At 73.3% G+C, this 22,693-nt stretch carries 21 protein-coding genes; 2 read left to right on the plus strand and 19 right to left on the minus strand.

Translation table 11 applies throughout. The annotated features are described in order from the left end of the window. Positions 1–787 precede the first annotated feature (787 nt). On the minus strand, positions 788–1,744 hold the full coding sequence (locus AC02VZ_RS24780) for a methyltransferase domain-containing protein (protein WP_476476423.1): 957 nt from the start codon (positions 1,742–1,744) through the stop codon (positions 788–790). Between the two features lie 76 nt (positions 1,745–1,820). Continuing rightward, entirely contained in the window at positions 1,821–2,765 is a 945-nt protein-coding gene (locus AC02VZ_RS24785) for an LLM class flavin-dependent oxidoreductase (RefSeq protein ID WP_476476424.1), read from the minus strand. 149 nt (positions 2,766–2,914) lie between these two features. Between AC02VZ_RS24785 and AC02VZ_RS24790 the strand changes: the two genes are divergently transcribed. Further along, on the plus strand, positions 2,915–3,313 hold the full coding sequence (locus AC02VZ_RS24790; protein WP_476476425.1) for a DUF192 domain-containing protein: 399 nt from the start codon (positions 2,915–2,917) through the stop codon (positions 3,311–3,313). Between the two features lie 113 nt (positions 3,314–3,426). On the opposite strand, the gene AC02VZ_RS24795 is transcribed toward AC02VZ_RS24790, so the two are convergent. The 17 genes from AC02VZ_RS24795 to AC02VZ_RS24875 all read right to left on the minus strand — a co-directional run bounded on the left by AC02VZ_RS24795 (position 3,427) and on the right by AC02VZ_RS24875 (position 19,887). Further along, on the minus strand, positions 3,427–3,954 hold the full coding sequence (locus AC02VZ_RS24795) for a hypothetical protein (RefSeq protein ID WP_476476426.1): 528 nt from the start codon (positions 3,952–3,954) through the stop codon (positions 3,427–3,429). Further along, positions 3,951–4,751 carry a hypothetical protein gene (locus AC02VZ_RS24800; protein WP_476476427.1) on the minus strand — a complete coding sequence of 267 codons (801 nt, stop codon included), beginning with the start codon at positions 4,749–4,751 and terminating at the stop codon, positions 3,951–3,953. The genes AC02VZ_RS24795 and AC02VZ_RS24800 overlap by 4 nt, the downstream gene beginning before the upstream one ends. Positions 4,752–4,882: 131 nt before the next feature. Beyond that, on the minus strand, positions 4,883–7,624 hold the full coding sequence (locus tag AC02VZ_RS24805) for a Tox-REase-5 domain-containing protein (protein ID WP_476476428.1): 2,742 nt from the start codon (positions 7,622–7,624) through the stop codon (positions 4,883–4,885). Positions 7,625–7,868: 244 nt separating this feature from the next. Next, positions 7,869–8,516 (minus strand): OmpA family protein, encoded by a 648-nt coding sequence (locus AC02VZ_RS24810; RefSeq protein WP_476476438.1) that lies wholly within the window; start codon positions 8,514–8,516, stop codon positions 7,869–7,871. A gap of 16 nt (positions 8,517–8,532) precedes the next feature. Beyond that, a complete protein-coding gene (locus AC02VZ_RS24815) occupies positions 8,533–9,114 on the minus strand; it encodes a hypothetical protein (RefSeq protein ID WP_476476429.1) in 582 nt (193 codons plus the stop codon). 35 nt (positions 9,115–9,149) lie between these two features. Next, positions 9,150–9,743: a pilus assembly protein TadG-related protein gene (locus AC02VZ_RS24820; RefSeq protein ID WP_476476430.1), complete on the minus strand. Its 594-nt coding sequence runs from the start codon at positions 9,741–9,743 to the stop codon at positions 9,150–9,152. Continuing rightward, positions 9,743–9,940 carry a Flp family type IVb pilin gene (locus tag AC02VZ_RS24825; protein WP_476476431.1) on the minus strand — a complete coding sequence of 66 codons (198 nt, stop codon included), beginning with the start codon at positions 9,938–9,940 and terminating at the stop codon, positions 9,743–9,745. The genes AC02VZ_RS24820 and AC02VZ_RS24825 overlap by 1 nt, the downstream gene beginning before the upstream one ends. Before the next feature lie 160 nt (positions 9,941–10,100). After that, complete coding sequence (locus AC02VZ_RS24830; protein ID WP_432057228.1) at positions 10,101–11,078, minus strand: response regulator; 978 nt, start codon at positions 11,076–11,078, stop codon at positions 10,101–10,103. Continuing rightward, complete coding sequence (locus AC02VZ_RS24835) at positions 11,075–12,250, minus strand: sensor histidine kinase (protein WP_476476439.1); 1,176 nt, start codon at positions 12,248–12,250, stop codon at positions 11,075–11,077. The genes AC02VZ_RS24830 and AC02VZ_RS24835 overlap by 4 nt, the downstream gene beginning before the upstream one ends. A 553-nt stretch (positions 12,251–12,803) precedes the next feature. Then, positions 12,804–13,691, minus strand: coding sequence for a DUF5936 domain-containing protein (locus AC02VZ_RS24840; RefSeq protein ID WP_476476432.1), 888 nt, complete (start codon positions 13,689–13,691; stop codon positions 12,804–12,806). 22 nt (positions 13,692–13,713) lie between these two features. Further along, positions 13,714–14,658, minus strand: coding sequence for a type II secretion system F family protein (locus tag AC02VZ_RS24845; RefSeq protein ID WP_432057231.1), 945 nt, complete (start codon positions 14,656–14,658; stop codon positions 13,714–13,716). 11 nt (positions 14,659–14,669) lie between these two features. After that, entirely contained in the window at positions 14,670–16,007 is a 1,338-nt protein-coding gene (locus AC02VZ_RS24850; protein ID WP_476476433.1) for a CpaF family protein, read from the minus strand. 51 nt (positions 16,008–16,058) lie between these two features. Then, positions 16,059–16,433: a TadE/TadG family type IV pilus assembly protein gene (locus AC02VZ_RS24855; protein WP_476476434.1), complete on the minus strand. Its 375-nt coding sequence runs from the start codon at positions 16,431–16,433 to the stop codon at positions 16,059–16,061. Continuing rightward, on the minus strand, positions 16,426–16,839 hold the full coding sequence (locus AC02VZ_RS24860) for a pilus assembly protein (protein ID WP_476476435.1): 414 nt from the start codon (positions 16,837–16,839) through the stop codon (positions 16,426–16,428). The genes AC02VZ_RS24855 and AC02VZ_RS24860 overlap by 8 nt, the downstream gene beginning before the upstream one ends. A 22-nt stretch (positions 16,840–16,861) precedes the next feature. Next, positions 16,862–18,130, minus strand: coding sequence for a CpaE/TadZ family protein (locus AC02VZ_RS24865; RefSeq protein WP_476476436.1), 1,269 nt, complete (start codon positions 18,128–18,130; stop codon positions 16,862–16,864). A 7-nt stretch (positions 18,131–18,137) separates the two neighbouring features. After that, a complete protein-coding gene (gene cpaB / locus AC02VZ_RS24870) occupies positions 18,138–18,845 on the minus strand; it encodes a Flp pilus assembly protein CpaB (protein WP_362091102.1) in 708 nt (235 codons plus the stop codon). A gap of 187 nt (positions 18,846–19,032) precedes the next feature. After that, positions 19,033–19,887: a hypothetical protein gene (locus AC02VZ_RS24875; protein WP_432057262.1), complete on the minus strand. Its 855-nt coding sequence runs from the start codon at positions 19,885–19,887 to the stop codon at positions 19,033–19,035. Positions 19,888–20,722: 835 nt separating this feature from the next. Between AC02VZ_RS24875 and AC02VZ_RS24880 the strand changes: the two genes are divergently transcribed. After that, on the plus strand, positions 20,723–22,465 hold the full coding sequence (locus AC02VZ_RS24880) for a chitinase (RefSeq protein ID WP_476476437.1): 1,743 nt from the start codon (positions 20,723–20,725) through the stop codon (positions 22,463–22,465). Positions 22,466–22,693: the final 228 nt, after the last annotated feature.

Raw genomic sequence — 22,693 nt, forward strand, 5'->3', positions numbered from 1 at the left:
TCGGGTGACGGGCCGCCGGGGGTGCTGTCGGCCTCCGGGACGTGGGCGGAGGGCCGGCCCCGGATGCGGGCACAAAAAACGGGCCGGTCCGTGGGGGGGAGACGGACCGGCCCGAGGGGGGGTTTCCACCATAACCCTTCGTAAGTGATGCTGCGCCCATCGGCGTGCCACAACTACTCTCCGAATTCATCCGGCGACGCCCCGGTGGTCGCGGAATGAGCGATTCAGGCCGTTCGTCTGGCCGATTTCCTGTGGGAACAGTGCCTTCACCTGGGAAGTTGCTGGCGATGTGAGGTCACTGTGACGGATGTGGCGTCTTCGGCCTTCCCCGCCATCAATCTTCCGGCCGTCCCCCGGATGAGTGACCCGACCCGACACGCCGTCTTGACCCGACGGGGCGGGAGAGGCGGATGAGGCGGGTGAGCGGGAATGGGTGACGCCGGGAGGGCGGGAGAGGGCGGAGGGGAGGGAAGGGGAGGGGGCGGTTCGGCGGGGCTGGGTGCCGTCGGGGCTGAGACCGCCGGGCTGGTGCCGTCGGGGCGGTGCCGGGCGCCGTACGGGACAGGGGCGAGGGCCGGGGCAGGAGACCCGGGCGGTCGGGGGCGCGAGGGCCGGGCAGAGGCCGGGGCCGGGGGCGGTGGTCGGGCACCGCGCAGCCCCCTCCACTGCGCGGTACCACCCCGCGCAGCTTTGCTCACGCGAATGACCAGGTCCGAAGGTACGTGACAGGGGGACGAGAAGGCGAGCCCGGGTGCATAACGATGCGGACACCCGGCGGCCGACGGCGTCAGACCCTCCGGCGGGCCCCCACGGTCCGGCGGGCCTCCACGAGGTGCCGGCTGCTGTGGGTGACGAACGTCCCCTCGGCCTCGATCCGCTCGTGCAGCTCCCGCAGCCGGGGCCGGTACCGCTCCACGGTGAAGTCCGGCACCATCCAGACCACCTTGCGCAGGAAGTGCACGACGGCCGCGATGTCGTGGAACTCCATGCGCAGCCGTTCGGCCCGCAGCCCCACGACCTTCAGCCCGGCCTCCTCGGCGGCGCGCCGCTCCCGGTCGGGGTGCCGGGGACTGCTCCGTCCGTCCGGCTGCGGTCCCAGGAAGTGCTCCACCAGCTCCCGGGCACTGCCGGGACCGACGTGCTGGGCGAGGTGCGTCCCCCCGGGTTCCAGCACCCGTGCGATCTCCGTCCACGGGGGCACGACGGGATGGCGGCTGACGACGAGGTCGAAGGCGCCGTCGGCGAAGGGCAGCGGCGCGTCCTCGGCCGAGGTGACGACCGCGACGCCCCGGGTCCGCAGCAGGGCGGTGGCCCGGGCGGCGTTGGGGGGCCACCCCTCGGTGGCGACGACGAGCGGGGGCCGGGGACGCCCAGGAGGGCGCCGGGTGCCGGTCGCGCCGGGCGGGACGGAGGACGGGACGGACGGCCGACGGGAGGGCGGGACGTTGGCGAGCGCGAAGTCGAGCACCTCGCCACCGCCGGTCTGGATGTCGAGCACGGCCTCCGCCCGGCCGAGCCGTCCGGCCAGGGTCCGCGCGTAGCCCCAGGAGGGCCGGGCCTCGGTGGCCCTCCCCTCGAACCAGGAGAAGTCCCATCCCTCGGTGGGCACGGTGGCCCCCTCGGTGACCAACTCCTCGAACGAGCGGCAGTATTGGCCGGTGCCACGGCGCGGTGACGACCGGGAGGGCGTGCCCGGCGGAGGAGAAGGCGAAGGTGAAGGCGGTCGGGGTGGTTGCCCGGTCATCGTCTTCGTTCTCCCCTCACTCTTCTCGGCCGCGTGGACTGATGGGCTCCTGGGCTCCTGGGCCGGTGACGTGGGATCAGGCTCCGTCGGGTGCTTCGGGTACGTCGGCGGTGTCGGCGGTGTCGGTGGTGTCGGTGGTCCGGTCCGGCAGTTCCCGGGCCACGTCCCGTGCCGCGAACCGCATGAACCCCTCCGGGTCCGGTTCGTCCGCCGTCGGCTGCAGGATCACCGCGTCCGCACCGGCCTCGGCGAGTCGCCGCACTTCCCTCGCCACCGCACCGGCGTCCCCGGCGACGCCCAGGTCCGCGCCGGGGGCGGCGCCCTCGGCGGCCAGTTCGGCGTGCAGCCGCTCGGTGGCCCCGGGGCCGGTGGCGGTGAGCAGGTACACCACGATCCGGTGCGGCTCCCCCGCGCGTCCGGCCTCCGCGCGTCCCTCGTCGACGAGTCGGCGGGCCCGGCGCACGCCGTCGGCGGAGGTGTTCGCGGTGAGGATGGTGCCGTCGGCGGCCTCTCCGGTGAGCCGGAGGGTGCGCGGTCCGGTGCCGCCGGCGAGGACCCCGACGTCGTCGGCCTCCGGCGGCCAGTCCAGGGCCACGCCGTCGAGTCGGACGTACCGCCCCTCGGTCGTGACCCGCTCGCCGCGCAACAGGGCGCGCAGGGCGTCGAGATGCTCCCGGAGCAGCGTCAGGGGTGACGCGACCCGCGCACCGACCTGCCCCATCCAGTCCTGCACCCCGTGCCCGACGCCGAGCGTCACCCGTCCGGGGAACATGCGGTGCAGGGTGGCGGCCTCCATCGCGGTGAGCGCCACGTTCCGCAGCGGCACCGGCAGCAGCCCGACGCCGACCCGCACCCGCTCCGTCCACGCGAGGGTGGCGGCGGCACTGGTGAGGCCGCCCTCCAGGAAGCAGTCCTCCCACAGCCACAGTTCGTCGAGCCCGGCCTCGTCGGCGGCGCGGGCGACGGAGCGGAGGCGTTCGGGGGGCAGCTGGGGGCGGAGCACCGCGCCGAGTGTCGTCATGGGCTGTTCCTACCCGGACCGGGACGAACGGGCAAACGGGTTTTCGCGGGCCGCCCACCGGCACCCGTGCCGTTCGGCAGAGTGGCCCTGCGGAAGGACCGGAGTCCGCCGGGACGGTGCGGTGGGAGAGCGGGAAGAGGGCGGCAGAGGTGGGGCGTTGGCGGGACGGGCGGGGCGAGCTGGAGATCCTGGGGCGGGAGCAGGATGAGGGGAGGGTCGAGCCGGTGCGGGTGCCGCTGGAGCTGGCCTGCTCCTACCGGGCGCGTACGCGGGGGCTGTTGGGGCGGGACGCGGTCGACGGCGCGATGCTGCTGTCCCCGGCCGGGAGCGTGCACACCTTCCGGATGCGCATGCCCATCGACGTGGCCTACCTCGACCGGCGCCTGCGCGTCCTCGCCGTGCGCACCATGCCGCCGGGACGGCTGGGGCGGCCCCGACTGCGGGCCCGGCACGTCCTGGAGGCGGAGGCCGGTGCCATGGAACGGTGGGGGCTGCGGGTGGGGGCGCGGGTGACGGTCGTGGCGTTCGAGGGATCGGGGGAAGCGTGAGGGGCGCCGGGCGGTGCCGGGGAGCGTGAGGGGGCTTGGCGCGGTGCCGGGGGTGGCGAGGACGTCGGACGGTTCCCTCGACGGTGAGGGGGCGCCCGGCGGTGCCGGGGGCGTCAGTCGTCGTCCCGGGTTTCCGTCACCGGGCGGGCGCTGACCACGCCGACCAGGGTCATCGGGGCGTCCCCGTCGGACTGGTTGAGGGAGACCGCGACCCAGCGGGGCCCGGCCGGCGGGGGCACGGGCACCGGCCCCCACACGGTGAGGTCGCCGTAGCAGTCCAGGCGGGCCAGGGTCCGCAGGGGTTCGGGGAGCGGGGCGTCCGGCCGGAGCAGGGGGAGGCGCATGCTCACGGTGCGGTGCTCGCCCCAGCGGGCGTCCAGCCGGGCCACCAGGGCGCGCAGCCGGGCCTCGGCGGCCTCCTCGGCGGTGTTCCACTCCCGCCCGTACACGCCCGTGAGCCAGTCGCCCTCCCAGAGCGGGACGACCAGGAAGCCCTCGCCCCGGGTCGCCGCCCACTCCCCGGTGACCGGGTCCCCCTCCGCGACCGCCGGGCCGGACGCCGGGAGGGGTTCGGCCAGCCGTGCCTCCAGGTCGGCACGGGCCCGGTCGGGGTCGAAGGGCTCGCCGCGGCGGGACGTCACAGGACGGGCCTGTCCAGCGGGCGGGGCAGGGGTTCAAGGGCGCCGGCGTCCTTCAGGTCCCGGTAGGCGCGGACGACCTCGGCGGTGTCCCCGGGGTCCGCGACCTCCAGCAGCAGGCCGCCGCCGGACAGCCGCCGGCCCCGCGCCGCCCACGGTTCGGGGACGCGGGCGGCGCGCCCCGGGGAGAGGTAGGTCACCGGACCCACGGACGGCGTGCCGACCTTGAAGCCCGCCTCCTTCTTCAGGGCGGCGGTCACGGCCCGGTCGCCGGCGTCCCCGTGGTCCGGGTCCCACGCTTCGACGACGGCGGTCAGCAGACCGGCGTCGGGCAGCGGCACGCCGTCCGGCGCGACCAGCGTGGCCACCAGCGACTGGAGCAGGAACTCCGGTGTGCCGCCCGCCAGCCCGGCCAGCTCGATCTTCCAGCCCTCCGCGGTGTCCGCCAGCAGGCGGAGCGAGGTGCCGTCCGCCGCCGACCACCCGTCGGCCTCCTGCGCGGCGCGCACCGCCCGGAGCAGGGTCCGACGGAGATCACCGGCCGGGTCGGCGCCGGCGGTCCCGGCGTCGGCGGGGTCCGGCAGGCGGACGGTCTCGGAGGGACGGCCGTCACCGGCGGCGGGGACGGTCCGCCAGGTCGTCAACGGGGCGCCTGGAGCCAACGGGGCACCTGCGGCCGGTGGTCGGGGTGCGGCGGGGAGGAGTCGGGCGAACTGGAGCAGGGTCGTGCTCCACCGTTCGGCGAGCGCCTCCGCGGACTCCCGCCGTGGGCCCCAGAAGCCCCGCACCACGCGTCGCATACCCTGCCGTCCCCTTCTCCCGCGGACCGGACGTCCTCAGCGGACCGGACGTCCCCGCCCGGACGCTCGGACCTTCCCACCTTAGGGCGCTCGGGCGCTTCCACCTCTGGGCGCTCGCCGCGCCTGTCCCGTCAGTCGAACGCCCCCGGTTTCCGCTCGCCGGCCACGGGCCCGGGCCGCGTGTGGACGACCTCGATGTCCAGTCCCGCGTCCTCGAAGGCGTCCCGGGCCGCGTCGGCCACCTCCTCGTTGGAGAAGTGCCACTCGAGGCCCTTGCCGCGCGCCGCCTCGGTCTGCCGGCGCGCCTCCGCCAGCAGGCGCTCCCGGCCGGAGGGGGTCAGTTCGGTGCGGTCGGCGGTGAGGAAGCTGTCGTAGCCGTTCTTGGCCTCCAGGAAGGTCTGGCGCGAGGAGTCCCAGCCGTCGAACTCCACGTCCGGCACGTCCGGATCGGTGTGCGGGACGACGTACTCGTACCCGCGCTCGGTGCCGGTGACCTGTTCCTGGTAGCGCAGCCAGGACTCGTTCCGCCAGGTGGGTGCCGGATTGCGGTCCCGGCTCGCCCAGAAGCCGTCGCCGCCGTCGGCGTCGCCGTAGGTCCGGGGACTCAGGTCGGCGGCCCAGTCCGGCGGGTTGTAGTTGCGCGGGTCGGCGGTGTCGCCGTGCCGGGGCGCGGGCCACTGCTTCTTGTCGGCCAGCGCCTCCTGGGCCCGGCCGGGCTCCTCGGCGCGCTTGCGTTCGAGGTAGGCCGCCCGCGCGTGCTCCCGGGCCCGGCGGGCCTCCTCCTTCGCCTCCTCGTCGCAGCCGCCCTGGGCCAGGACGATGTGGGGGACGTCGGCGACGGCGACGGGTGCCGCGGCCAGCACGGTGGTCCCGGTGCCGGGTCCTCCGGGCAGGCCGATTCCGGTGTCGGGGCCGCCGAGCCGGACGGAGTCGGTGCCGGGACCGCCGAGCGGGCCGTTGTCGGTGCCGGGGTCGGTGCCGGGGTTCGGGGGGCGTGCGGTGGTGGGGCCGCCGTCGGCCTCGTGGCCGTACGGGGCGGGGCGGAGGGGTGCGGCGATCGTGCAGCCCGTCCTGCGGGCGGCGTCCTCGGCCTCGTCGGCGGCCTCGTCGGCGCGCCGGGCCGCGTCCTCCAGCGCGTCCAGGTCGCCTGCCTCGGCCGCGCGTCGCGCGTCCTGGGCCGCTTCGGCCGCGTCGTCGGTGAGACGGCTGAGCTTGCCGAGCGCCCCGACCTTCTCGGCGACCTTGGCTCCCCCGTAGCCGGGGATGAACACGGAGCCGACGTTCCACAGGACGGTGGTGACGGCCCGGGTGTGGTTGCCGCTGTTCCACTGGTCGGCCACGTCGTCGCCGATGAAGGCGTCGTAGAGGACGGTGCCGCCCGTGTTCAGCGAGGCCCCGCCCCAGCCGAGGATCGCCCCGAGGTAGTCGCCGTCGTCCCACTTCTGACGGGCACCGGCCGAGTCGCTCCACCAGTCGCTGCCGAGGGAACTGCCGTAGTCCATCAGGCCGTTCCACGTATCCACCGGGTTGGTGACGACGTCCCAGATGCCGGTCAGGTCCCCCCAGATGCCATCGACGAAGAGGCCCCCGCCGACCTGGCCGAGCTGGTCCCCGGCGCAGCCGAAGAACGCCCCGAAGCCGGAGAAGCAGCCCTCGTCGTCCCCGTCACCGGCCCCTTCTCCGTCCCCGCTGCTCCGGGCGGCCGGTTCCTCGTAGGGGGGCTCGTCGATCTCGTCCCGCGCGGCCACGGGGTCGGCCGGGTCCACGGGAGGGGCGGCTGGGTCGGCGGGGGCGCCTTCCGGGGTGCCGCCCTCGGAGGCGGCACCGTCGGAGGCGCCGCCGTCGGAGGCTTCGCCGGCTTCACCGCCGGGGGCGCCGCCGGTGTTCCCCCCGCTGGTCCCCTCGGCGCCGCCGCCGGGGGCACCGCTCGTGTTCCCGGTGCCCGTTCCGCCGCCTTCGCCGCCGCCCGTTGTTCCGGCGCCGGTTCCGCCGGTGCCGGACCGGCCGCCTTCGCCGCCTCCCTCGTCGCCGCCTCCCTGGGCGCCTCCTTCTCCGCCGGCTGAGCCGCCGGTGGCACTGCCGCCCTCGGTGTCGCCGGAGCCGTCTCCCTCGGTGCGGTCTCCTCCGCTGCCGTCTCCGCCGGTGCCGCCGTTCGTCGTGTCGTCGCCGGCGGTGACGTCGCCGCCCGGTCCGGTTCCGGGCGCCGGGCAGGCGGTACCGGTGACCCGGCAGATCTCCGCCTGGATGCCGGACAGGATCTGCCCGCCCAGGCCGCTGACGAGCAGCGCGGCGATGATCGCGGCGACGACCGCGACCAGGCCCGCGTACTCGACGGCCGTCTGTCCCTCGTCACGCCGTCCCCAGCGGATCATCCGGCGCAGGGAGAAGGGGGTGCGGACCGCCCGCTCGGGGTCGGCGAGGCGGTACCAGTCCCGGCTCTCCCGCCGCGTGAGGAAGTACAGGATCAGGGCGGGCAGGAGGAGTTGGCCGAACCCCTTCGACGACCCGTCGGCGATGTTCGCGACGGCGCCCAGGATCAACCAGACCTGCACCCCGGCCAGACCCGCCCGGACCCGCGGCCCGCCCTCCCAGGTGCGCCGGGCCAGCCACCAGCCGAGCACGCCGGGAGCGGCGCCGTAGGCGGTCAGGGCGAGGAGGCCCCCGTCGAGGCGGTCGTAGGCGCTCGCGGTGAGCAGGACGCCCAGACCGCCCAGCACGGTGAGGGCGAAAAGCGTGTGGACGAGGAGCAGCGCCGTGGCGAGCGGCCGGGGCAGCCCGCGACGCCCGCCATCCGCCCCGGACGGCCTCGTGGTCCCGGTCCCGGACACTCCCCCGAAGCCGCCCGCCCCCGTCACTCCCCCCGCCGACGCCATGCCCACTTCCCCTCACCTCCCCGCAGGAAGGTCGCGTTCATGTCAGGGCGAGCGTAGGGAGGGGATGACGGGGTGGCATGGGCCCGAGGACCCAAAGAGCTGCCCGAAGTGACGACGGGGGCGGAAGGTCCGGCGGCGTCACCGCCGTCGGGTGGAGAACGTGACACGGCGGGTCGGCCGCCGTGTGCATCCCGGCCCGACCGGGCGGCGCGGGCCGCCGCCGCGCCGGCCGGTGACGACGTGGCTAGGAGGCCTTGTTCTCCTCCCGTGGGAAGGAGACCTCGACCCGGCGGTTCTTCTTGCGGCCCGCCTCGGTGGAGTTGTCGGCGATGGGGTACTGCTCGCCGTAACCTCGCACCTCGTAGGTGACGTTCGAGTCGTTCAGCTCCTGGTCCAGCACGCTCTGCACGGCGTTCGCCCGCTTGCGCGACAGGACGTCGCCGTGCGCGGAGGAACCGAGGTTGTCCGTGAAGCCGAAGACACGGATCTTCGTCGCGTTCTGCGCCTTGATCTCCTGGGCGATCGTGGAGATGCGGGACTTGGCCCGGGCACCGAGCTTGGCACTGTCCTTGGGGAACAGCACCTCGGCCTGGAGCGCGAACTTCACGTCGGAGTTGGTGTCCTCGCGCCGCTCGTCACCACTCTGGTCCTCGACGACCTGCTTGATGTCGAGGACCTTGGCCGCGGCCAGGGTGGCGCCCTCCGGCAACTTCAGGTCCGGGTCACTCCCGTCCACCTTCACGGGGGCGGAGGCCGACGCCTCGGTGCCCGGAGGGACACTGGGGCCGTCGTCTGCGTGGGCGGACAGGCCGCCGTACACGCTTGTGGCGATCAGGAACGAGGTCGTCGTCAGCACGAGGCCACAACGCGAAGGTGCTGACCGGGGTCGCATACGGTTCATGACCGCCTCACCCGGAAATCTGAATGGTGCCGCTGGAGAAGGTCGGCAGTTGGAAGGTCACTTCCGAGGTGGTCGCCGGTGGCGCGGGGAACTGCATGAAGACAGCGAGAGTTTCCCCTGCCTTGAGCGAGGTGAATCCGGTGGTCGTCAGTGGTCGGCCATCCGTGTCTCGTAGTACGTAGTAGCGCTTCTTGGTTTTGCTGTCGACCAGAGTGGCACCACCCAGAGACATGCCGTGTCGGCGAATCTCCGTCTCGCTTCCACGTACTGACGCGGGCACCGTGACCCTTTGGGCTCCGTCGTTCTTCAACGTACCGCTGATGGTCACGAACCCACCGGAATCACGCTCAGCGGATGTGATCTGCAGAAGCAGACCACTGGAGCCCCTCAACTCCGCCAGGAGTTCCTGCGCCTCGCCCTCCTGTGTGCCGTGCTGTCCACCGCTCTCTTTGGAAGTCGAAGCAGAGGCCTTCGGCTTCTTGTCGTCATCGCTTCCTCCACCACACCCGGCCACACCCATGGCCAGTGCGGCCGCAGCGGTCAGCACGACCATCCCCCTGCGGGCCTTCCTGGTGATCCGCATGCTCATGCTTTCGATTCCTTCATCGCTCGTCGTTCGCTTCGTCAGTCGGCCAGGTGGACGTCGAAAAGGTCGTGAGGCTCTGGGAGCAGTTCTCCCGGATCCTCCGGGTCGAGCTCCCAGACGTCACCATCACAGTTCAGCGCGGGCAGGGTGTCACCATCGCCGGCGGCGAGGTCGAACGTGCAACGGGCGTCGAGCACCGCGTGGGCGGTCGCTGTGGCGTACTCGTCCTCCGTACCAGGAACGATGGAATCACCCACAGGCTTGTTGGTACGCACCTCGACCTTGTACTCGAGCAACCCCAGCGATTCACAGAGCAGCACGCCGGCATCGTTCTGACCCGCTAGCTGGTCAGCGCGCTGACACGGCGCGTCGGACGGTGGTGCGTCGCCGTTGAGGATCGCCTGCCATTCAGCCGGATCGACGAGGTTCTCCACCCACTCGTCCGCCAGCTGGTCCCGCCTTTCCTGAGCCGCCGCCAGGGCCGCTGCATCAGCGGCCGTCTGCGCACCATTCCGGTTCGCGGCAGCCTGACCGACCGCAAAGAACGCGAGCGCGAGAAAGAGCAGGCCCCCCACCACCGTGAGGTAGATGGGGAAAGCCTGCCCTGCGTCGCCGCCCTTGCGGGGCCGCATCAGCCGCCAATGACCTCGTTCACCTTGTCCGTGATCGCGGTGAAGATGGTGTCGCCGATCTCGGTCCCCGTGATCGCCAGCACGATCGCCACGACCACCGCGATGATGCCCAGGTACTCCACCGCGGTCTGGCCCTTGTCGTTGCGGGCCGCGCGGGACTGGAGGTACGTGACCGTGGTGTTGATCCAGTTGCTCATGCTGTTCCCCTCCGGCTGACGCGATGGCGGCCTCCTCGGCGGGGCCGCGTTCGACATGAGCAACGTACGGCGGATTTCCGGATGCGCCAGAGGGCCCCTGGGCCCAAACCCGGGCCCAAACGCGGCGTCGGTTCCTCGTCGTGGCTGCCCGCATCGCAGGTCACCCCACCCCTCGGCCGGAGCCGGGAGCCGTGCCGAGCCACTTGGCGGCGGCCTGGGAGCGGCTGGTGCTGTGCAGCTTGGCGAAGATGCGGTTGATGTGGTTCTTGACCGTCTTCTCGCTGATGAAACAGGCGGCGGCGATCTGCTGGTTGGTCATGCCGGATGCGATGAGGTCCATGATCTCCGCCTCCCTGGCGCTCAGTTGGTACTTCGACCTGTCGGGGGCGGCCGGGAGGCCGCTTGTCCACCCGGACGTCGACTGTGCCACATCCGGTTGCAGTTGCGAAAGGTTTTCCGCAGAAGTAGGCGAGAAGGGGGGCGAGACTCTGCCTAAAGTGCGGAATCCGTCGCCCTGTTGGGATCCGGCATCGCGACTGCCCGATGCGGGGGACTCGTGTGCAGTCGCACTCGCCGCACCCAGGTCGTCCGGCAGCGCGCCGGCGTTCCCCCCGCCGCCACTCTCTCGCAGCTGGGCCAGCAGGGCGCCCGCCGCCGTGGGGGTGAAGTGCGCGCGGCCGGTTCTGATGTCGCGTACGGCGGTGACCAGTTGGTCGGCGGTGAACTCGCCGTGGACGAGGTAGCCGCCCGCTCCCCGGCGCAGGGCCTCCTGGACGATCTCCGATTCCCTGCTGTACGTCAGCATCACGACCGGGGCGATGTCCACCAGGTACGGCAGGGCGGAGATGCCGTCCACGCCGGGCATGCGGACGTCCAGGAGGACGACGTCGGGGCGGTGTGCGCGGGCGGCCTCGCAGGCTGCGTGGCCGTCGGCGGCCTCCGCGACGACGGTGATGTCGTCGCGGTCGGAGAGCAGGGCGGTGAGGCCGGCGCGGACCACCGGGTTGTCGTCGGCCACCACGACCCGGAGGGCGGGGGGCGGGGGGACAGGGGGGAAGGGGCTGGGCGGCGGCTGCACGGTGCGGCCTCCTCTGCGGGGGTGGCGTGGGGTGCGGGGCGGCGCGGGCGGCGCGGTCATGGTGTCGTCGCCCCCCGGGACGTGGTCGTCAGGGCGGCCAGGGGAAGGTCCAGGCGGACTTCGGTGCCGTGGGTGCGGGTGCCCCGGCCGATGCGGATGCGGGCGCCGACGGATGCGGCCCGTTCGACCATGCCGATGAGCCCGAAGTGCCCGGAGCGGCGCAGGTGTTGCAGGTCGGTGCCGGGCGGGAGGCCGCGGCCGTCGTCGTGGACGCTGATGCGGAGCAGGTCGCCGTGGATGCCCGCCAGGACCTCGACCCGGGTGGCGCCGGCGTGACGGTGGGCGTTCTCCATGGCCTCGGCGGCGATGGTGAGGAGCTGACGGGCGACGGCCGGGGGGACGGGTGGGGCGGTGCCGTCACCGGTCGTCCGGTAGGTGGCCGTCAGTCCGGTGCGGGCCTGGAAGTCGTCGGTGCGCGCCGCGAGTTCGGCCAGCACGTCGGTGCCCTGGTCCGGGTCGGCCTCGCGCCGCAGGTCGGCGAGGAGTTCGCGGGACTCGGCGGCGGCGCGGCGGGCGGAGCGGGCCACGAGGGCGGCCTGTTGCCGTACGCGGGCGGCGTCCACGTCGGGGGCGTCCGCCGAGCGGGTGAGGCCGTCGGCGGCGAGGGCGACGCCGTGCAGGGTCTTGGCGACGGAGTCGTGCATCTCCCGGGCGAGGCGGGCCCGTTCCGCGCCGACCGCCTCGGTGACGGCGAGGCGGGCCCGCATGTCGGTGAGGGCGCGGGTCGCCGCGCCGAACCGGAGCAGCAGCTGGCGCAGGGAGGAGCCCGCGGCGCCGGCGATGACGCACAGGCCGGGCAGGAGCAGGGTCTCCGCCGGTGCCGTCGGCGCGTCCTGGAGGGTGGCGTGGACCAGCAGGAGGACGACGCCCTGGAGGGAGGCGAAGACGGCGGCGGTGCGCCAGCCGTAGATCAGGCCGGCCAGCAGCGGGGTGCAGACGCTGACGTAGGCGAGGGTGGACTCGGGTCCCGCGGAGACCAGCAGGAGGGCGCCGAGGAGGGTGTCCAGGGCGAGCAGGGTGGGGTGGCGCAGGAGGAGGGGACCGAACCGTTCCCAGTCGCGGAAGAGGGCGTAGGACGCCATGAAGGTGACGACGACGGCGAGGGCGACGAGGCGGGTGCCCCAGCCGGGGCCCGCGTTGAGGAGGGCGGCGGGGGCGGCCAGGGCGATCATCGCCAGGCGGAAGCCGAAGACCTGCCGGCACAGGGCCTGGAGGGCGTTGATCTGCAGGTCGACGGTGGGGGCAGGGCCCGCCGCCCCGGTGCCGGGGGGCGGCGCCTGCGCCGCTCGGGGAGCGGCAGGCGTCGGCCCGCCCTCGGCCACGCGGGCGGCTTCCCCGGGCACGCCCCCGCCAGAAGCCACCGTCTCTCCCCCGGGCACGCCCCCGCCAGAAGCCGCCGCCTCTCCCCCGGGCACGCCCCCGCCAGAAGCCGCCGCCTCTCCCCCGGGCACGCCCCCGCCAGAAGCCGTCCCCGGTTCTACCTCCGGTACGACCCCGCCAGGAGCCGCCGCCTCTCCCCCGGGCACGCCCGTGTCCCGCGCCGCCCCCGCCCCGGCTCCGGGCACCCGGGGTGTCGCCGAGGTGACCGGGACGTCGGGGGCGCCGGTGCGGGCGTGGTCGGGGAGGACCGTGCCGGCGGGCGGGGTGGTGATCTCGGCGGAGCGCGGGCGGCGGCGCAGGCGGGCCGCGCGTTCCCTGGTCGTCGTCATGGCACCGGCCCCTTTCCTACTCGCCCGTGAGGGAGCCGAAGTCGGTGCCGGAGCCGAGGATCAGGCCGGCGCCGAGGAGGATCATGGTGGCCGGGACCATGAACGTGGTGATCATCATGGTGGCCTTGGGGACCGCTCGGGCGGCCTTGCGGCGGGCGTTCTGGGCGTCGGTGCGGCGCATGTCCTTGGCGAGGGACACCAGGGTGTCGACGATGGGCGCGCCGAGTTCCTCGCCCTGCTGGAGGGCGGTGACGAACATGGCGACCTGTTCGGAGTCGTTGCGGCGGCGCAGTTCGGCGAAGGCCTGGCGGCGGCTCATGCCGAGGTCCATCTGGCGCAGGGTGATGCGCAGTTCGTCGGCCCACGGCCCCTCGTAGCGGGAGGAGACGCGGTCGAGGGCCTGGCGGAAGCCGAGGCCGGCGCTGACCACGACCGCGAGCACGTCCAGGAAGTCGGGCAGGGTGCGTTCGATGACGTCCTTGCGGATGCGGATCGCGGACCAGATGCCGACCTCGGTCCAGAACGCGCCGAAGGCGAGCAGCAGCAGGGCCACGAAGGGCTGGCCGCGCAGCAGGAAGACCAGGAAGCCGGTGAGTCCGAGGGCGCCGTAGACGGCGCGGCGGGCGGCGTAGCGGTCGATGGTGAGGCCGCCGGGGTTGCCGGCGAGGTCGATCTTCCGGCGGTACTTGGCGACCTGCTTGGGTCCCATGAGGCGCAGCACGGCGGGGGCGTAGCGCATGCCCATGCGGTCGACGAGGGAGTCGACGGCGCCGGTGCGGGTGGCGCCGACCTCCAGGGCGAGGACGAGGTCGCCGGGCAGTTTGGCCTCGGCGCGGTACATGCGGATGCCGGCGAAGACGCCCCAGACGCCGAGGCCCATGAGGAGGGCGAGCAGCAGTGCCATGTCGGTCAGCCTCCTTCGGCGGTCAGACGTCGATGCGGGACAGGCGGCGGATGAGGAGGAACCCGACGGCGTACAGCCCGAAGGCGACGATCACCGCCGTCTGGCCCACGGGGGAGCCGGTCATGCGTTCCAGGGCGCCGTCCTTCACGCCGTTCATCAGGAACAACGAGCCGATGCCGAGGGCGGGAACGGCGTAGGACGTCATGCTCACCTGGGAGAGCTGGGTGCGGACCTCGCGCCGGGTCTCCTTGCGTTCCTCCAGCGTCTCGGTGAGGTTGCGCAGGGCGCTCACCACTTGGCCGCCGGCGCGGTTGGACAGGACGAGGGTGGTGACGAGGACGACGAGTTCGCGGGAGGGGAGGCGGTCGGCGAGTTCGCCGAGGGCGTCGTCCAGGGAGGCGCCCATGGCGAGCTGGTTGGCGACCTTGGCCAGTTCCTCGCCGGCCGGGGCCTCCAGTTCCTCGGCGGCCATGCCGATGGCGGTGCGCAGGGCGAGGCCGGCCTGGGTGGCGTTGGCGAGGATGCGGGCGAGTTCGGGGAGCTGGTTGATGAACCGCTCGATGCGCTTCTGCCGCTGCCAGGTGAGGAACTGCCAGGCGGCCCAGACGCCGACGAGTCCGGCGAGCGGGCCGAAGAAGGGCGCCAGGGTGGCCTGGCCGACGAGCCAGAGTCCGGCGACGGTGGCGAGCATGGCGGCGGTGAACTCGCCGGGGGTGACGTCCAGTCCGGTGGCGAGCAGGCGCAGTTCCAGCGTGCGGCCGAGCCGGGTGCGGCGCAGCCGGCGGTCGAGGCCGGGGAAGTGGCGCCGGCGGCCGGGCAGGGGGATCTGTCCGGTGGCCGAGAGGCGGTCGACCAGGGCCTGCCGCTGGGCCCGGCCGGTCGCGTAGGAGTGCACGCCGACGACCGCGAGGACGCAGGTCAGCAGGGCGACGCCGGTGGTCAGCGTGATCAGGTTCTGCAGATCCATGGGGGCGGTTCCTACCTGGCTTCTCGGGTGGCGAGCTGGTCGGGCGACTGGGCGACGCCGAACGCCTGCGGCAGGGGCTGGCCGGCCATGTAGAGGCGTTCGGCGGTGCGGCGCGGGAGCGGGTAGTGGCCGTAGGTGCCGTAAATGCGGCCGTCGGACGTCATCGGCTGCGCGTTGAAGCGGGCGACGGTGGCCAGCCGGTACGGTTCGCCGCCGTGGCTCTCCAGGAGGGCGATCTCGGTGATGCGGCGGGCGCCGTCGGCGAAGCGGGTGAGCTGGACGAGGACGTCGACGGCGCTGTTGATCTGGTCGTGCAGGGCCACGAAGGGGATCTCCACGTCGGACATGGAGGCGAGGGTCTGCAGGCGGGTGAGGGCGTCCTCGGCGCTGTTGGCGTGGACGGTGGCGAGGGAGCCGTCGTGGCCGGTGGACATCGCCTGGAGCATGTCGAGGGACTCGCCGCCGCGGACCTCGCCGACGACGATGCGGTCGGGGCGCATGCGCAGCGAGTTGCGCACCAGGTCGCGGATGGTGACCCGGCCCTTGCCCTCGACGTTCGGCGGGCGGGACTCCAGGCGGATGACGTGGGGCTGCTGGAGCTGGAGTTCGGCGGAGTCCTCGATGGTGATGATGCGTTCGCCCTCGGGGATCAGGCCGGACAGGGCGTTGAGGAGGGTCGTCTTGCCGGTGCCGGTGGCGCCGGACACGATGATGTTGAACCGTGCCTGCACCAGCCCGGCGAGCAGGTACAGCATGTGCTCGTCGAGCGAGCCGAGGCCGATGAGTTCGTGCAGGGTGAAGGAGCGCGGGAAGCGGCGGATGGTGAGGACGGCGCCGGTCAGCGAGAGCGGCGGGATGATGACGTTGACGCGTTCGCCGGAGGGCAGGCGGGCGTCGACCATGGGGTTGGACTCGTCCACGCGGCGGTTGACGGTGGAGACGATGCGTTCGATCGTCTGCATCAGCTGGTCGTGGGAGGCGAAGCGCAGCGGGAGCTGCTCGACCCGGCCGCCGCGCTCGACGAAGACGGCGTCGGGGCCGTTGACCATGATCTCGGTGATGGAGGCGTCCTCCAGGAGGGGTTCGAGGATGCCCAGGCCGAGGGCTTCGTCGACGACCCGGCGGATCAGCTGGGAGCGCTCCACCGTGGACAGGACGGGGCCCTCACGGCTGATGATGTGGCCGAGGACCCGCTCCAGCCGCGCCCGGCGTTCGGCGGCGGCCAGCGAACTCATCTCCGCGAGGTCGATCTCCTCCAGGAGCTTGGCCCGGTAGGAGGCGACCAGGTGGCCGTCCTCGCCCCGGTTGCCGGTCTCCTCCGGGGAGTTGATGCGTGCCCGCAGACTCATGGGGCCGGTGCTCCGTCCTGTTCGTGGGGGTCAGGGGTCCGTTCCCGCGGGTCAGCGGTCCCTGGGCATGGTGGCGGTGCGGCGGGCGGGGCCGAAGTCCCAGCCGGGGACGATCGACGGGATCTCGACCGTGGCGGTGACGGTGACCTCGTCACCGCCGCCGCCTCCCCCGCAGTCCGTGCCATCCGCCAGCCAGGAGCTGACCGCGGCCGAGCAGGCGGTCTGGGCGTCCCGGTCGAGGGAGGCGCTGCGCGCCCCGGCGCGGGCGGCGGTGCCGGCCTGCTGGGCGGTGTAGGCGATGAGGCCGAGCTGGACGGCGGCCATCGCGACGATCAGCAGGACGGGCAGGAAGCCGAGGTACTCCAGGGCGGCCTGGCCCCGGTCGCGGTGCGCTCCGCGGCGCCGCGGCAGGTCGATGTCAGTCACCGGTGTCCTCCTCGACGGCTCCGGCGTGCCCCGTCACGTCGAAGGGGAAGGAGGCCGTGCCGGGGAAGAGGACGGGCACGTTCAGCCGCACGTCGGCGGTGACGAATCCGCCGCCCCCGCCGCAGGTCACGCTCGCCGATCCCCGCCAGGCGCCGGGCAGTTTGTCCAGCCCGGCCTCCTGGCAGGGCCCGCCGCGCTCACCGGGGGCGGCCGCGGTCGCAGCCCGTACCGCCTCGTCGGCGGCGTTGCCCGCGAGGGAGAACGTGTAGCCGACCAGGACGAGCTGCCACAGCACCACCAGCGTCACCAGGATGGTGGGCAGCATGCCGAGGAACTCGACGGTGACCTGTCCCCGGTCCGAGGTCCGGCGGCCGGTGTGGTGCCGTGCCCGCGGTGAGTGCCGCATCCTCATGCCTCCTGTCTCCCGGTCATGTCGTCCGGCCCGGTGCACCCGGCTCCCTGCGGCGGCGGAGGCCGACCGCGCCCCGGTCTCCGCGCAGCCGGCCCGCCCGGTGGGCGCCCTCGGTGGCCTTGACCAGGCCGAGTTCGCCGGCCAGTGACCACAGGGCCTGTTTGACGGCGCTCTTGGCCTCCAGTTCGTGGACGCGTCCGGCGTCCACCACGGCCTGGAGTTCCTTGAAGTGGGCGGGGACCGCGGTGGCGGCGACCGCGGTGCCGGTGATCCGCTGGATGAGCGCCGGCTGGATCTCCGTGGAGCGGGTGTGCCGGTTGACGACCACGGTGGTCTCCTCGGCCTTGCGGATCTGCAGCCGGTCCCACATGCGGACGGCCCGCTTGGCGCCGCGCACCGAGATGACGTCGGGCGTGGTGACGAGGAGCGCGGTGTCGGCCATCTCGACGGCGGCGGCGCCCGCGCCGCCGAGCTGGGCGCCGCAGTCGATGACGACGATCTCGTAGCGGGAGCGCAGGGCGCTCACGATCTGGCGGGCGGCCCGGTCGGTGACGTCCTCGCCGCGTTCGCCCTCGGCGGGGGCGAGCAGCAGGGCGACGCCGGTGTCGTGGCGGAAGACGGCGTCGGCGAGGACGCGGGGCGAGATGTCGGTGATGCCGGCGAGGTCGACGACGGAGCGGCGGAACTGGACATCGAGGTAGGAGGCGACGTCGCCGGTCTGGAGGTCCAGGTCGACCAGGGCGGTGCCGCGGCCGGACGCCTGGGCGGCGAGCGCGAGCTGGACGGCGGTCAGCGTGGTGCCGACGCCTCCCTTGGCCCCGCTGACGGTGACGACCCGGCCGCCGGCCCCGGTGAACACGTCGGTGCCCGAGCCGAGGTGGCGGCGGACGCCGGTGGACCACTGGGCGACGGCCTGCACCCGGCTGGCGAGTTCCTCGTAGCCGATCGGGAGGGCGACCAGGCCGCGGGCGCCGTAGTCCATGGCGGCCTGGAAGAGGCCGGGGCTCGCGTCGGAGGTGACGAGGATGACGCCCACGGCGGGGAAGCGCAGGGCGACCTCGCGGATCAGCTCCAGGGCGGGGACGGGGCCGATCCGCTCGTGGACGACCACCACCTCGGGCAGTTCGTCGACGGACTCGGCGGCCAGCCGCGCGAGGGTGTCGACGAGCTGGGTGGAGTCGACGACCGGGGCCACCGGTTCGGCGTCCGGGAGCTGGCTGAGCAGTGTGGTGAGGGAACGGACCGCGTCCGCGTCGCCGACTGCCGGGAGGATCCTCGTGGGCATGCGGCTCTCACTTGTCCTTCGCGAGTTCGTACGTCCGGTCCCGCTCGGGGACGGTGGTGTCGCCGCCGGGGGCGACCAGCGCGAGGCGGACCCGCTGGGCGAACGACTCGGCGTAGGTGAGGCGCTGGGCGTCGAGGGCGGACAGCGCGAAGGTGATGGGGACGGCGTCGGTGGGACGGCGCCGCCGGTCCGTCTCGTCGGGTTCCAGGGCGGTGATCCGGCCCACGTCGAGGACCTTGGCGTTGGTGACGATGATCTTCGACTGGGCGGGGGCGCCGTCGCGCTCGCCGTCGAAGGTGGCGTAGACGTTGACCGCGGAGCCCGGCGTGATCTTGCCGGCCACACCGGTCGCCGCGTCGATCATGATGGCGACCTCCTGCTGCCCGGGCTGGAGGGCGGGCTGGTTCACGATCATGTCGTTCTGCAGCAGGGAGCCCTCGCGCAGCGTGGTCACGGCGATCTTGCCGCGGATGTCGTCGAGGTCGGTGACGGCGTTCTCGGACAGCCACCGCTCGGGCATCCGGATCTTCTCGAACTGGCCCGTGCGGAGCGCGGTGTAGGGCGCGATGTCGGACTTCAGCCGGTAGGCGGTGACCTCGGGGCCGACCTTGGACTTCACGTCGTTGATGACGGAGAGCACGCCGGCGAAGGCACCGAGGGCGCACAGGACCGACAGGAGGAGGAGTATCACGCCGCGGCGCTGACGGGAGTTCATGAACCGTGCAACCTCATCGGGGGGTGAGCGGTCGGTCGGGACCGGGTGCGGTGGTCGGTCGGGGGGCGGTGGGGCCGGCCGTGCGGGGCGGGGTCCGGGGCACGGGCCGGGTCCGGAGCGCGAGCCGGCTCCGGAGCGCGGGCCGGGCGGGCGCGCGGTCCGGGCGGGGCGGGGGCGCGGGCGGGGTTCATGACCGCTTCGCGAGGGACCGCCCGGAGGCGTGGCCCCCCGGCGGGCCGTCGTGGGCGGGCGGGGTGGCCGAGCAGAACACGCAGCGGTCGCCGATGACGTCGATGCCGCACCAGTGGCAGGTGCCGCGCCGCACGGAGGTGACCAGCTGGTAGAGCACGGACAGGTCCGGCAGGAAGGTGCAGAACTCGACCAGCTTCCCGGTCCCCCACCAGCCGGGAGAGGCGGCGGGCAGCGGGGTCTCGTGCAGTCCCTGCACCTTCCAGGCGGGGGCGAGGGTGCCGGTGACCCAGTCGGAGGTGAGCTGCCCCTTGGCGGTGACCATCCAGGTGTCGAACTCCGGCCCCTCCAGGGACGCTTCCGGGCCGAGGCGGACGAGCTGGGGCTGGGGGTGGGCGAGGACGGCGAACTGGGTGCCGGGCATCCAGGACTTGGCGTGCTGCTTGAGGTTGACGGGGACCCGGTCCAGGCGGGCGACCGAGCCGAGCAGGGCCCCGGCGTGCAGGTAGTGGACGAGGAGTCGGCCGGCGGAGGCGAGCACCCCGGGGCCGAGGTCGCAGGAGGCGAGCTGGCGTAACTGGCGGGCCAGGACGGCGACGGCGAGCGGTGGCAGGTCCGGCCGGAAGAAGGCGATCCGGTCGCTCTCCAGCAGGGAGCGCAGGGTGTGCAGCCGGCGCAGGACCCGGGCGGGGGCGGCCTGCGGGCAGACGACGATGACGTGCCCGTGGTGTTCGACGAGCAGCTGGACGTCGCTCAGGAGCCGGTCGAGCGGCCGGGTGTCGAGGTCCCGGAGCACCACGGCGGGCAGCGTGCGGTCGTCGTGTGGCGGCAGCGCCAGGTCGGCACTGGTCACGGCAATGGCGGTTGGCACGCGCAGCTCCCCGTTCTCCCCCTGCCCGTCGGCCCGACGGCTGTTACTCCGGTGGACCTTGGTGACTTCACTGCGTGACTACCTCAGCACTGTAACCACGGCTTTGTGACCGGAGAACAGCGTTTGGTCAGCTGAACGGCAACTGGTGCCGCACAAGCCGCGCCAAAACGGGGCAGGCAGAGCATCTTGCCGGTCCCGGCCCGAGCGCGGAGAGGTGTGTTCCGCCGCGGCTCCGACCCGGACGCGCCCCGGATCCGGCCGGCCCCCGCCCCGAAGCGCCCCGGACCGGAAGGAACACCGGCCCCGACCGGACAGGCACCCGCTCCGAGCCCGGCAAGAACCCGACCCGGACCCCGGCAGGGACTCGCCCAGGTTCCGACCGGACCCCGGAAGGGCCTCCCCGGACCTGACCGGCCCCCGGCGGGGACTCGCCCCCGACCCGGCCTGACCGGAAACCCCCGCCCGACGCCGGAACTCGCCCCCCGCCCACCGGATTTCCCGGACCCGAGTCGCCCCGAACCCATTGACAAGCCGATTGGTCTGGACCAACTTGTAGCCCCAGGACCCACGACGGCCACCGTCACCGTCACCGCCCCTCCCCTCCATTCCTCCGTCCTCCTCGCTTCCACTCCTCCGTCCTCCCCCGCTCCCGCTTCTCCGTCACTCCTCCGTCGCTTCTCTCACCGGGACTTCCCCCGTCCTCCCCTCTGCCACTCCCCCCACCGACCCTTACTCCTCCCCGATTTCCCCCCTGACTCCCCCGACACCTTCGACTCCCCGAATCCCCCACTCCCCCACTCCCCACCGGAGGCCCCCAGTGGACCGCGCCCCACGCAGCACCGGACGCAGCAAAGGCATCACAGGCAGCAAAGGCATCCGACGCGTCTGGGCCGGAGCCGTCGTCTCCGCCCTCGCCCTCACCTTCGCGGGGGCGGGCGCGGGCCCGGCCTCGGCCGCCGACGTGAACAACGCCAGGAACGCCGGGTTCGAGTCGGGTCTGAGCAACTGGACCTGCTCGGCCAACAGCGGCACGACCGTCTCCTCCCCCGTCCACGGCGGCACGGCGGCCCTCAAGGCCACCCCGGCCGGCCAGGACAACGCCCGCTGCTCCCAGACCGTCGCCGTCAAGCCGAACTCCACGTACCAGCTGAGCGGCTGGGTGCGCGGCGGCTACGCGTACCTGGGCGTGAGCGGTACCGGCACGACGGACGTGTCCACCTGGACCCCGGACTCGTCGAGCTGGAAGCAGCTCTCGACCCGCTTCACCACCGGCTCCGGCACCACCTCGGTGACGGTCTACACCCACGGCTGGTACGGCCAGCAGCCGTACTACGCCGACGACCTGTCCGTCTTCGGCCCCGACGGGGGCGGCGGCGATGACGGCGAACCGGAGCCCACCGTCCCGGGCACCCCCGGCGGGCTGGCCGTCTCGGGCGCCACGGCGTCCTCGGTCTCCCTGGCCTGGAACACCGTGTCCGGCGCGACCGGCTACACCCTCTACCGCGACGGCACGAAGGTGACGGCGGTGTCCGGCACCTCGGCGACCGTGACCGGACTCGCCCCCTCCACGTCGTACTCCTTCCAGGTCACGGCGAGCAACGCGGCCGGCGAGTCCCCGAAGTCGGCGGCGGTCACGGCCCGCACCAAGGACCAGGACGGCGGCGGGGGCGGTGACCTGCCCCGGCACGCGGTGACCGGCTACTGGCAGAACTTCGACAACGGCGCGGCCGTGCAGCGCATCTCCGACGTCCAGGACCAGTACGACATCATCGCGGTCGCCTTCGCGGACGCCACGGGCACGCCCGGTGCCGTCGACTTCACCCTGGACTCGGCCGGCCTGAACGGCTACACCGAGGCCCAGTTCAAGGCCGACGTCCGGGCCAAGCAGGCGGCCGGGAAGAAGGTCATCATCTCGGTCGGCGGCGAGAAGGGCACCGTCTCGGTCAACGACTCCACGTCGGCGACGAACTTCGCGAACTCGGTGTACGCGGTGATGCAGGAGTACGGCTTCGACGGCGTCGACATCGACCTGGAGAACGGCCTCAACGCCACCTACATGACCCAGGCGCTGCGGGCCCTGTCGGCGAAGGCCGGCCCGTCGATGATCCTGACCATGGCGCCGCAGACCATCGACATGCAGTCGACGTCCAACGCCTACTTCCGCACGGCACTGAACGTGAAGGACATCCTCACCGTCGTCAACATGCAGTACTACAACAGCGGTTCCATGCTGGGCTGCGACGGCAAGGTCTACCACCAGGGCACGGTCGACTTCCTGACCGCGCTGGCCTGCATCCAGCTGGAGAACGGGCTCGACCCGTCGCAGGTGGGCCTCGGCCTCCCGGCCTCCACCCGGGGAGCGGGCAGCGGCTACGTCTCCCCGTCCGTGGTGAACAACGCCCTCGACTGCCTGACCCGGGGCACCAACTGCGGCACCTTCAAGCCGTCGAAGACGTACCCGAGCCTGCGCGGTGCGATGACCTGGTCCACCAACTGGGACGCGACGGCGGGCAACGCCTGGTCCAACGCGGTCGGCCCGCACGTCCACGCCCTGCCGTAACCCCGGCCGCTCGCTCCCCGAGGCGTCGGCGACCCCGCCCACCGCACGGTGGGCGGGGTCGTGCGGTCCCCGGGGGGGTGCCCCTATCTCTTTCGTCAAGGGGCGGGTCGGTTGATCGGTGATGTTTCAGGTGGCTTGGGGGGCGGTGTGAGGTTGGAAGAACGTGCCGTCGCGGAGCATGGCGAACAGGACGTCGACGCGGCGGCGGGCGAGGCACATCAGGGCCTG

The sequence above is a fragment of the Streptomyces sp. 3-6 genome (assembly GCF_056323165.1).

Excerpts from the sequence above, each read along its gene's own strand:
- AC02VZ_RS24830 (WP_432057228.1), bottom strand. The coding sequence starts at position 11,078 with ATGACCGCGCCGCCCGCGCCGCCCCGCACCCCACGCCACCCCCGCAGA.
- AC02VZ_RS24835 (WP_476476439.1), bottom strand. The coding sequence starts at position 12,250 with ATGATCGCCCTGGCCGCCCCCGCCGCCCTCCTCAACGCGGGCCCCGGC.
- AC02VZ_RS24825 (WP_476476431.1), bottom strand. The coding sequence starts at position 9,940 with ATGAGCAACTGGATCAACACCACGGTCACGTACCTCCAGTCCCGCGCG.
- AC02VZ_RS24815 (WP_476476429.1), bottom strand. The coding sequence starts at position 9,114 with ATGAGCATGCGGATCACCAGGAAGGCCCGCAGGGGGATGGTCGTGCTG.
- AC02VZ_RS24845 (WP_432057231.1), bottom strand. The coding sequence starts at position 14,658 with ATGGATCTGCAGAACCTGATCACGCTGACCACCGGCGTCGCCCTGCTG.
- AC02VZ_RS24865 (WP_476476436.1), bottom strand. The coding sequence starts at position 18,130 with ATGCCCACGAGGATCCTCCCGGCAGTCGGCGACGCGGACGCGGTCCGT.
- AC02VZ_RS24785 (WP_476476424.1), bottom strand. The coding sequence starts at position 2,765 with ATGACGACACTCGGCGCGGTGCTCCGCCCCCAGCTGCCCCCCGAACGC.
- AC02VZ_RS24805 (WP_476476428.1), bottom strand. The coding sequence starts at position 7,624 with ATGGCGTCGGCGGGGGGAGTGACGGGGGCGGGCGGCTTCGGGGGAGTG.
- AC02VZ_RS24800 (WP_476476427.1), bottom strand. The coding sequence starts at position 4,751 with ATGCGACGCGTGGTGCGGGGCTTCTGGGGCCCACGGCGGGAGTCCGCG.
- AC02VZ_RS24810 (WP_476476438.1), bottom strand. The coding sequence starts at position 8,516 with ATGCGACCCCGGTCAGCACCTTCGCGTTGTGGCCTCGTGCTGACGACG.
- AC02VZ_RS24780 (WP_476476423.1), bottom strand. The coding sequence starts at position 1,744 with ATGACCGGGCAACCACCCCGACCGCCTTCACCTTCGCCTTCTCCTCCG.
- cpaB (WP_362091102.1), bottom strand. The coding sequence starts at position 18,845 with ATGAACTCCCGTCAGCGCCGCGGCGTGATACTCCTCCTCCTGTCGGTC.
- AC02VZ_RS24850 (WP_476476433.1), bottom strand. The coding sequence starts at position 16,007 with ATGAGTCTGCGGGCACGCATCAACTCCCCGGAGGAGACCGGCAACCGG.
- AC02VZ_RS24860 (WP_476476435.1), bottom strand. The coding sequence starts at position 16,839 with ATGCGGCACTCACCGCGGGCACGGCACCACACCGGCCGCCGGACCTCG.
- AC02VZ_RS24820 (WP_476476430.1), bottom strand. The coding sequence starts at position 9,743 with ATGCGGCCCCGCAAGGGCGGCGACGCAGGGCAGGCTTTCCCCATCTAC.
- AC02VZ_RS24840 (WP_476476432.1), bottom strand. The coding sequence starts at position 13,691 with ATGGCACTGCTGCTCGCCCTCCTCATGGGCCTCGGCGTCTGGGGCGTC.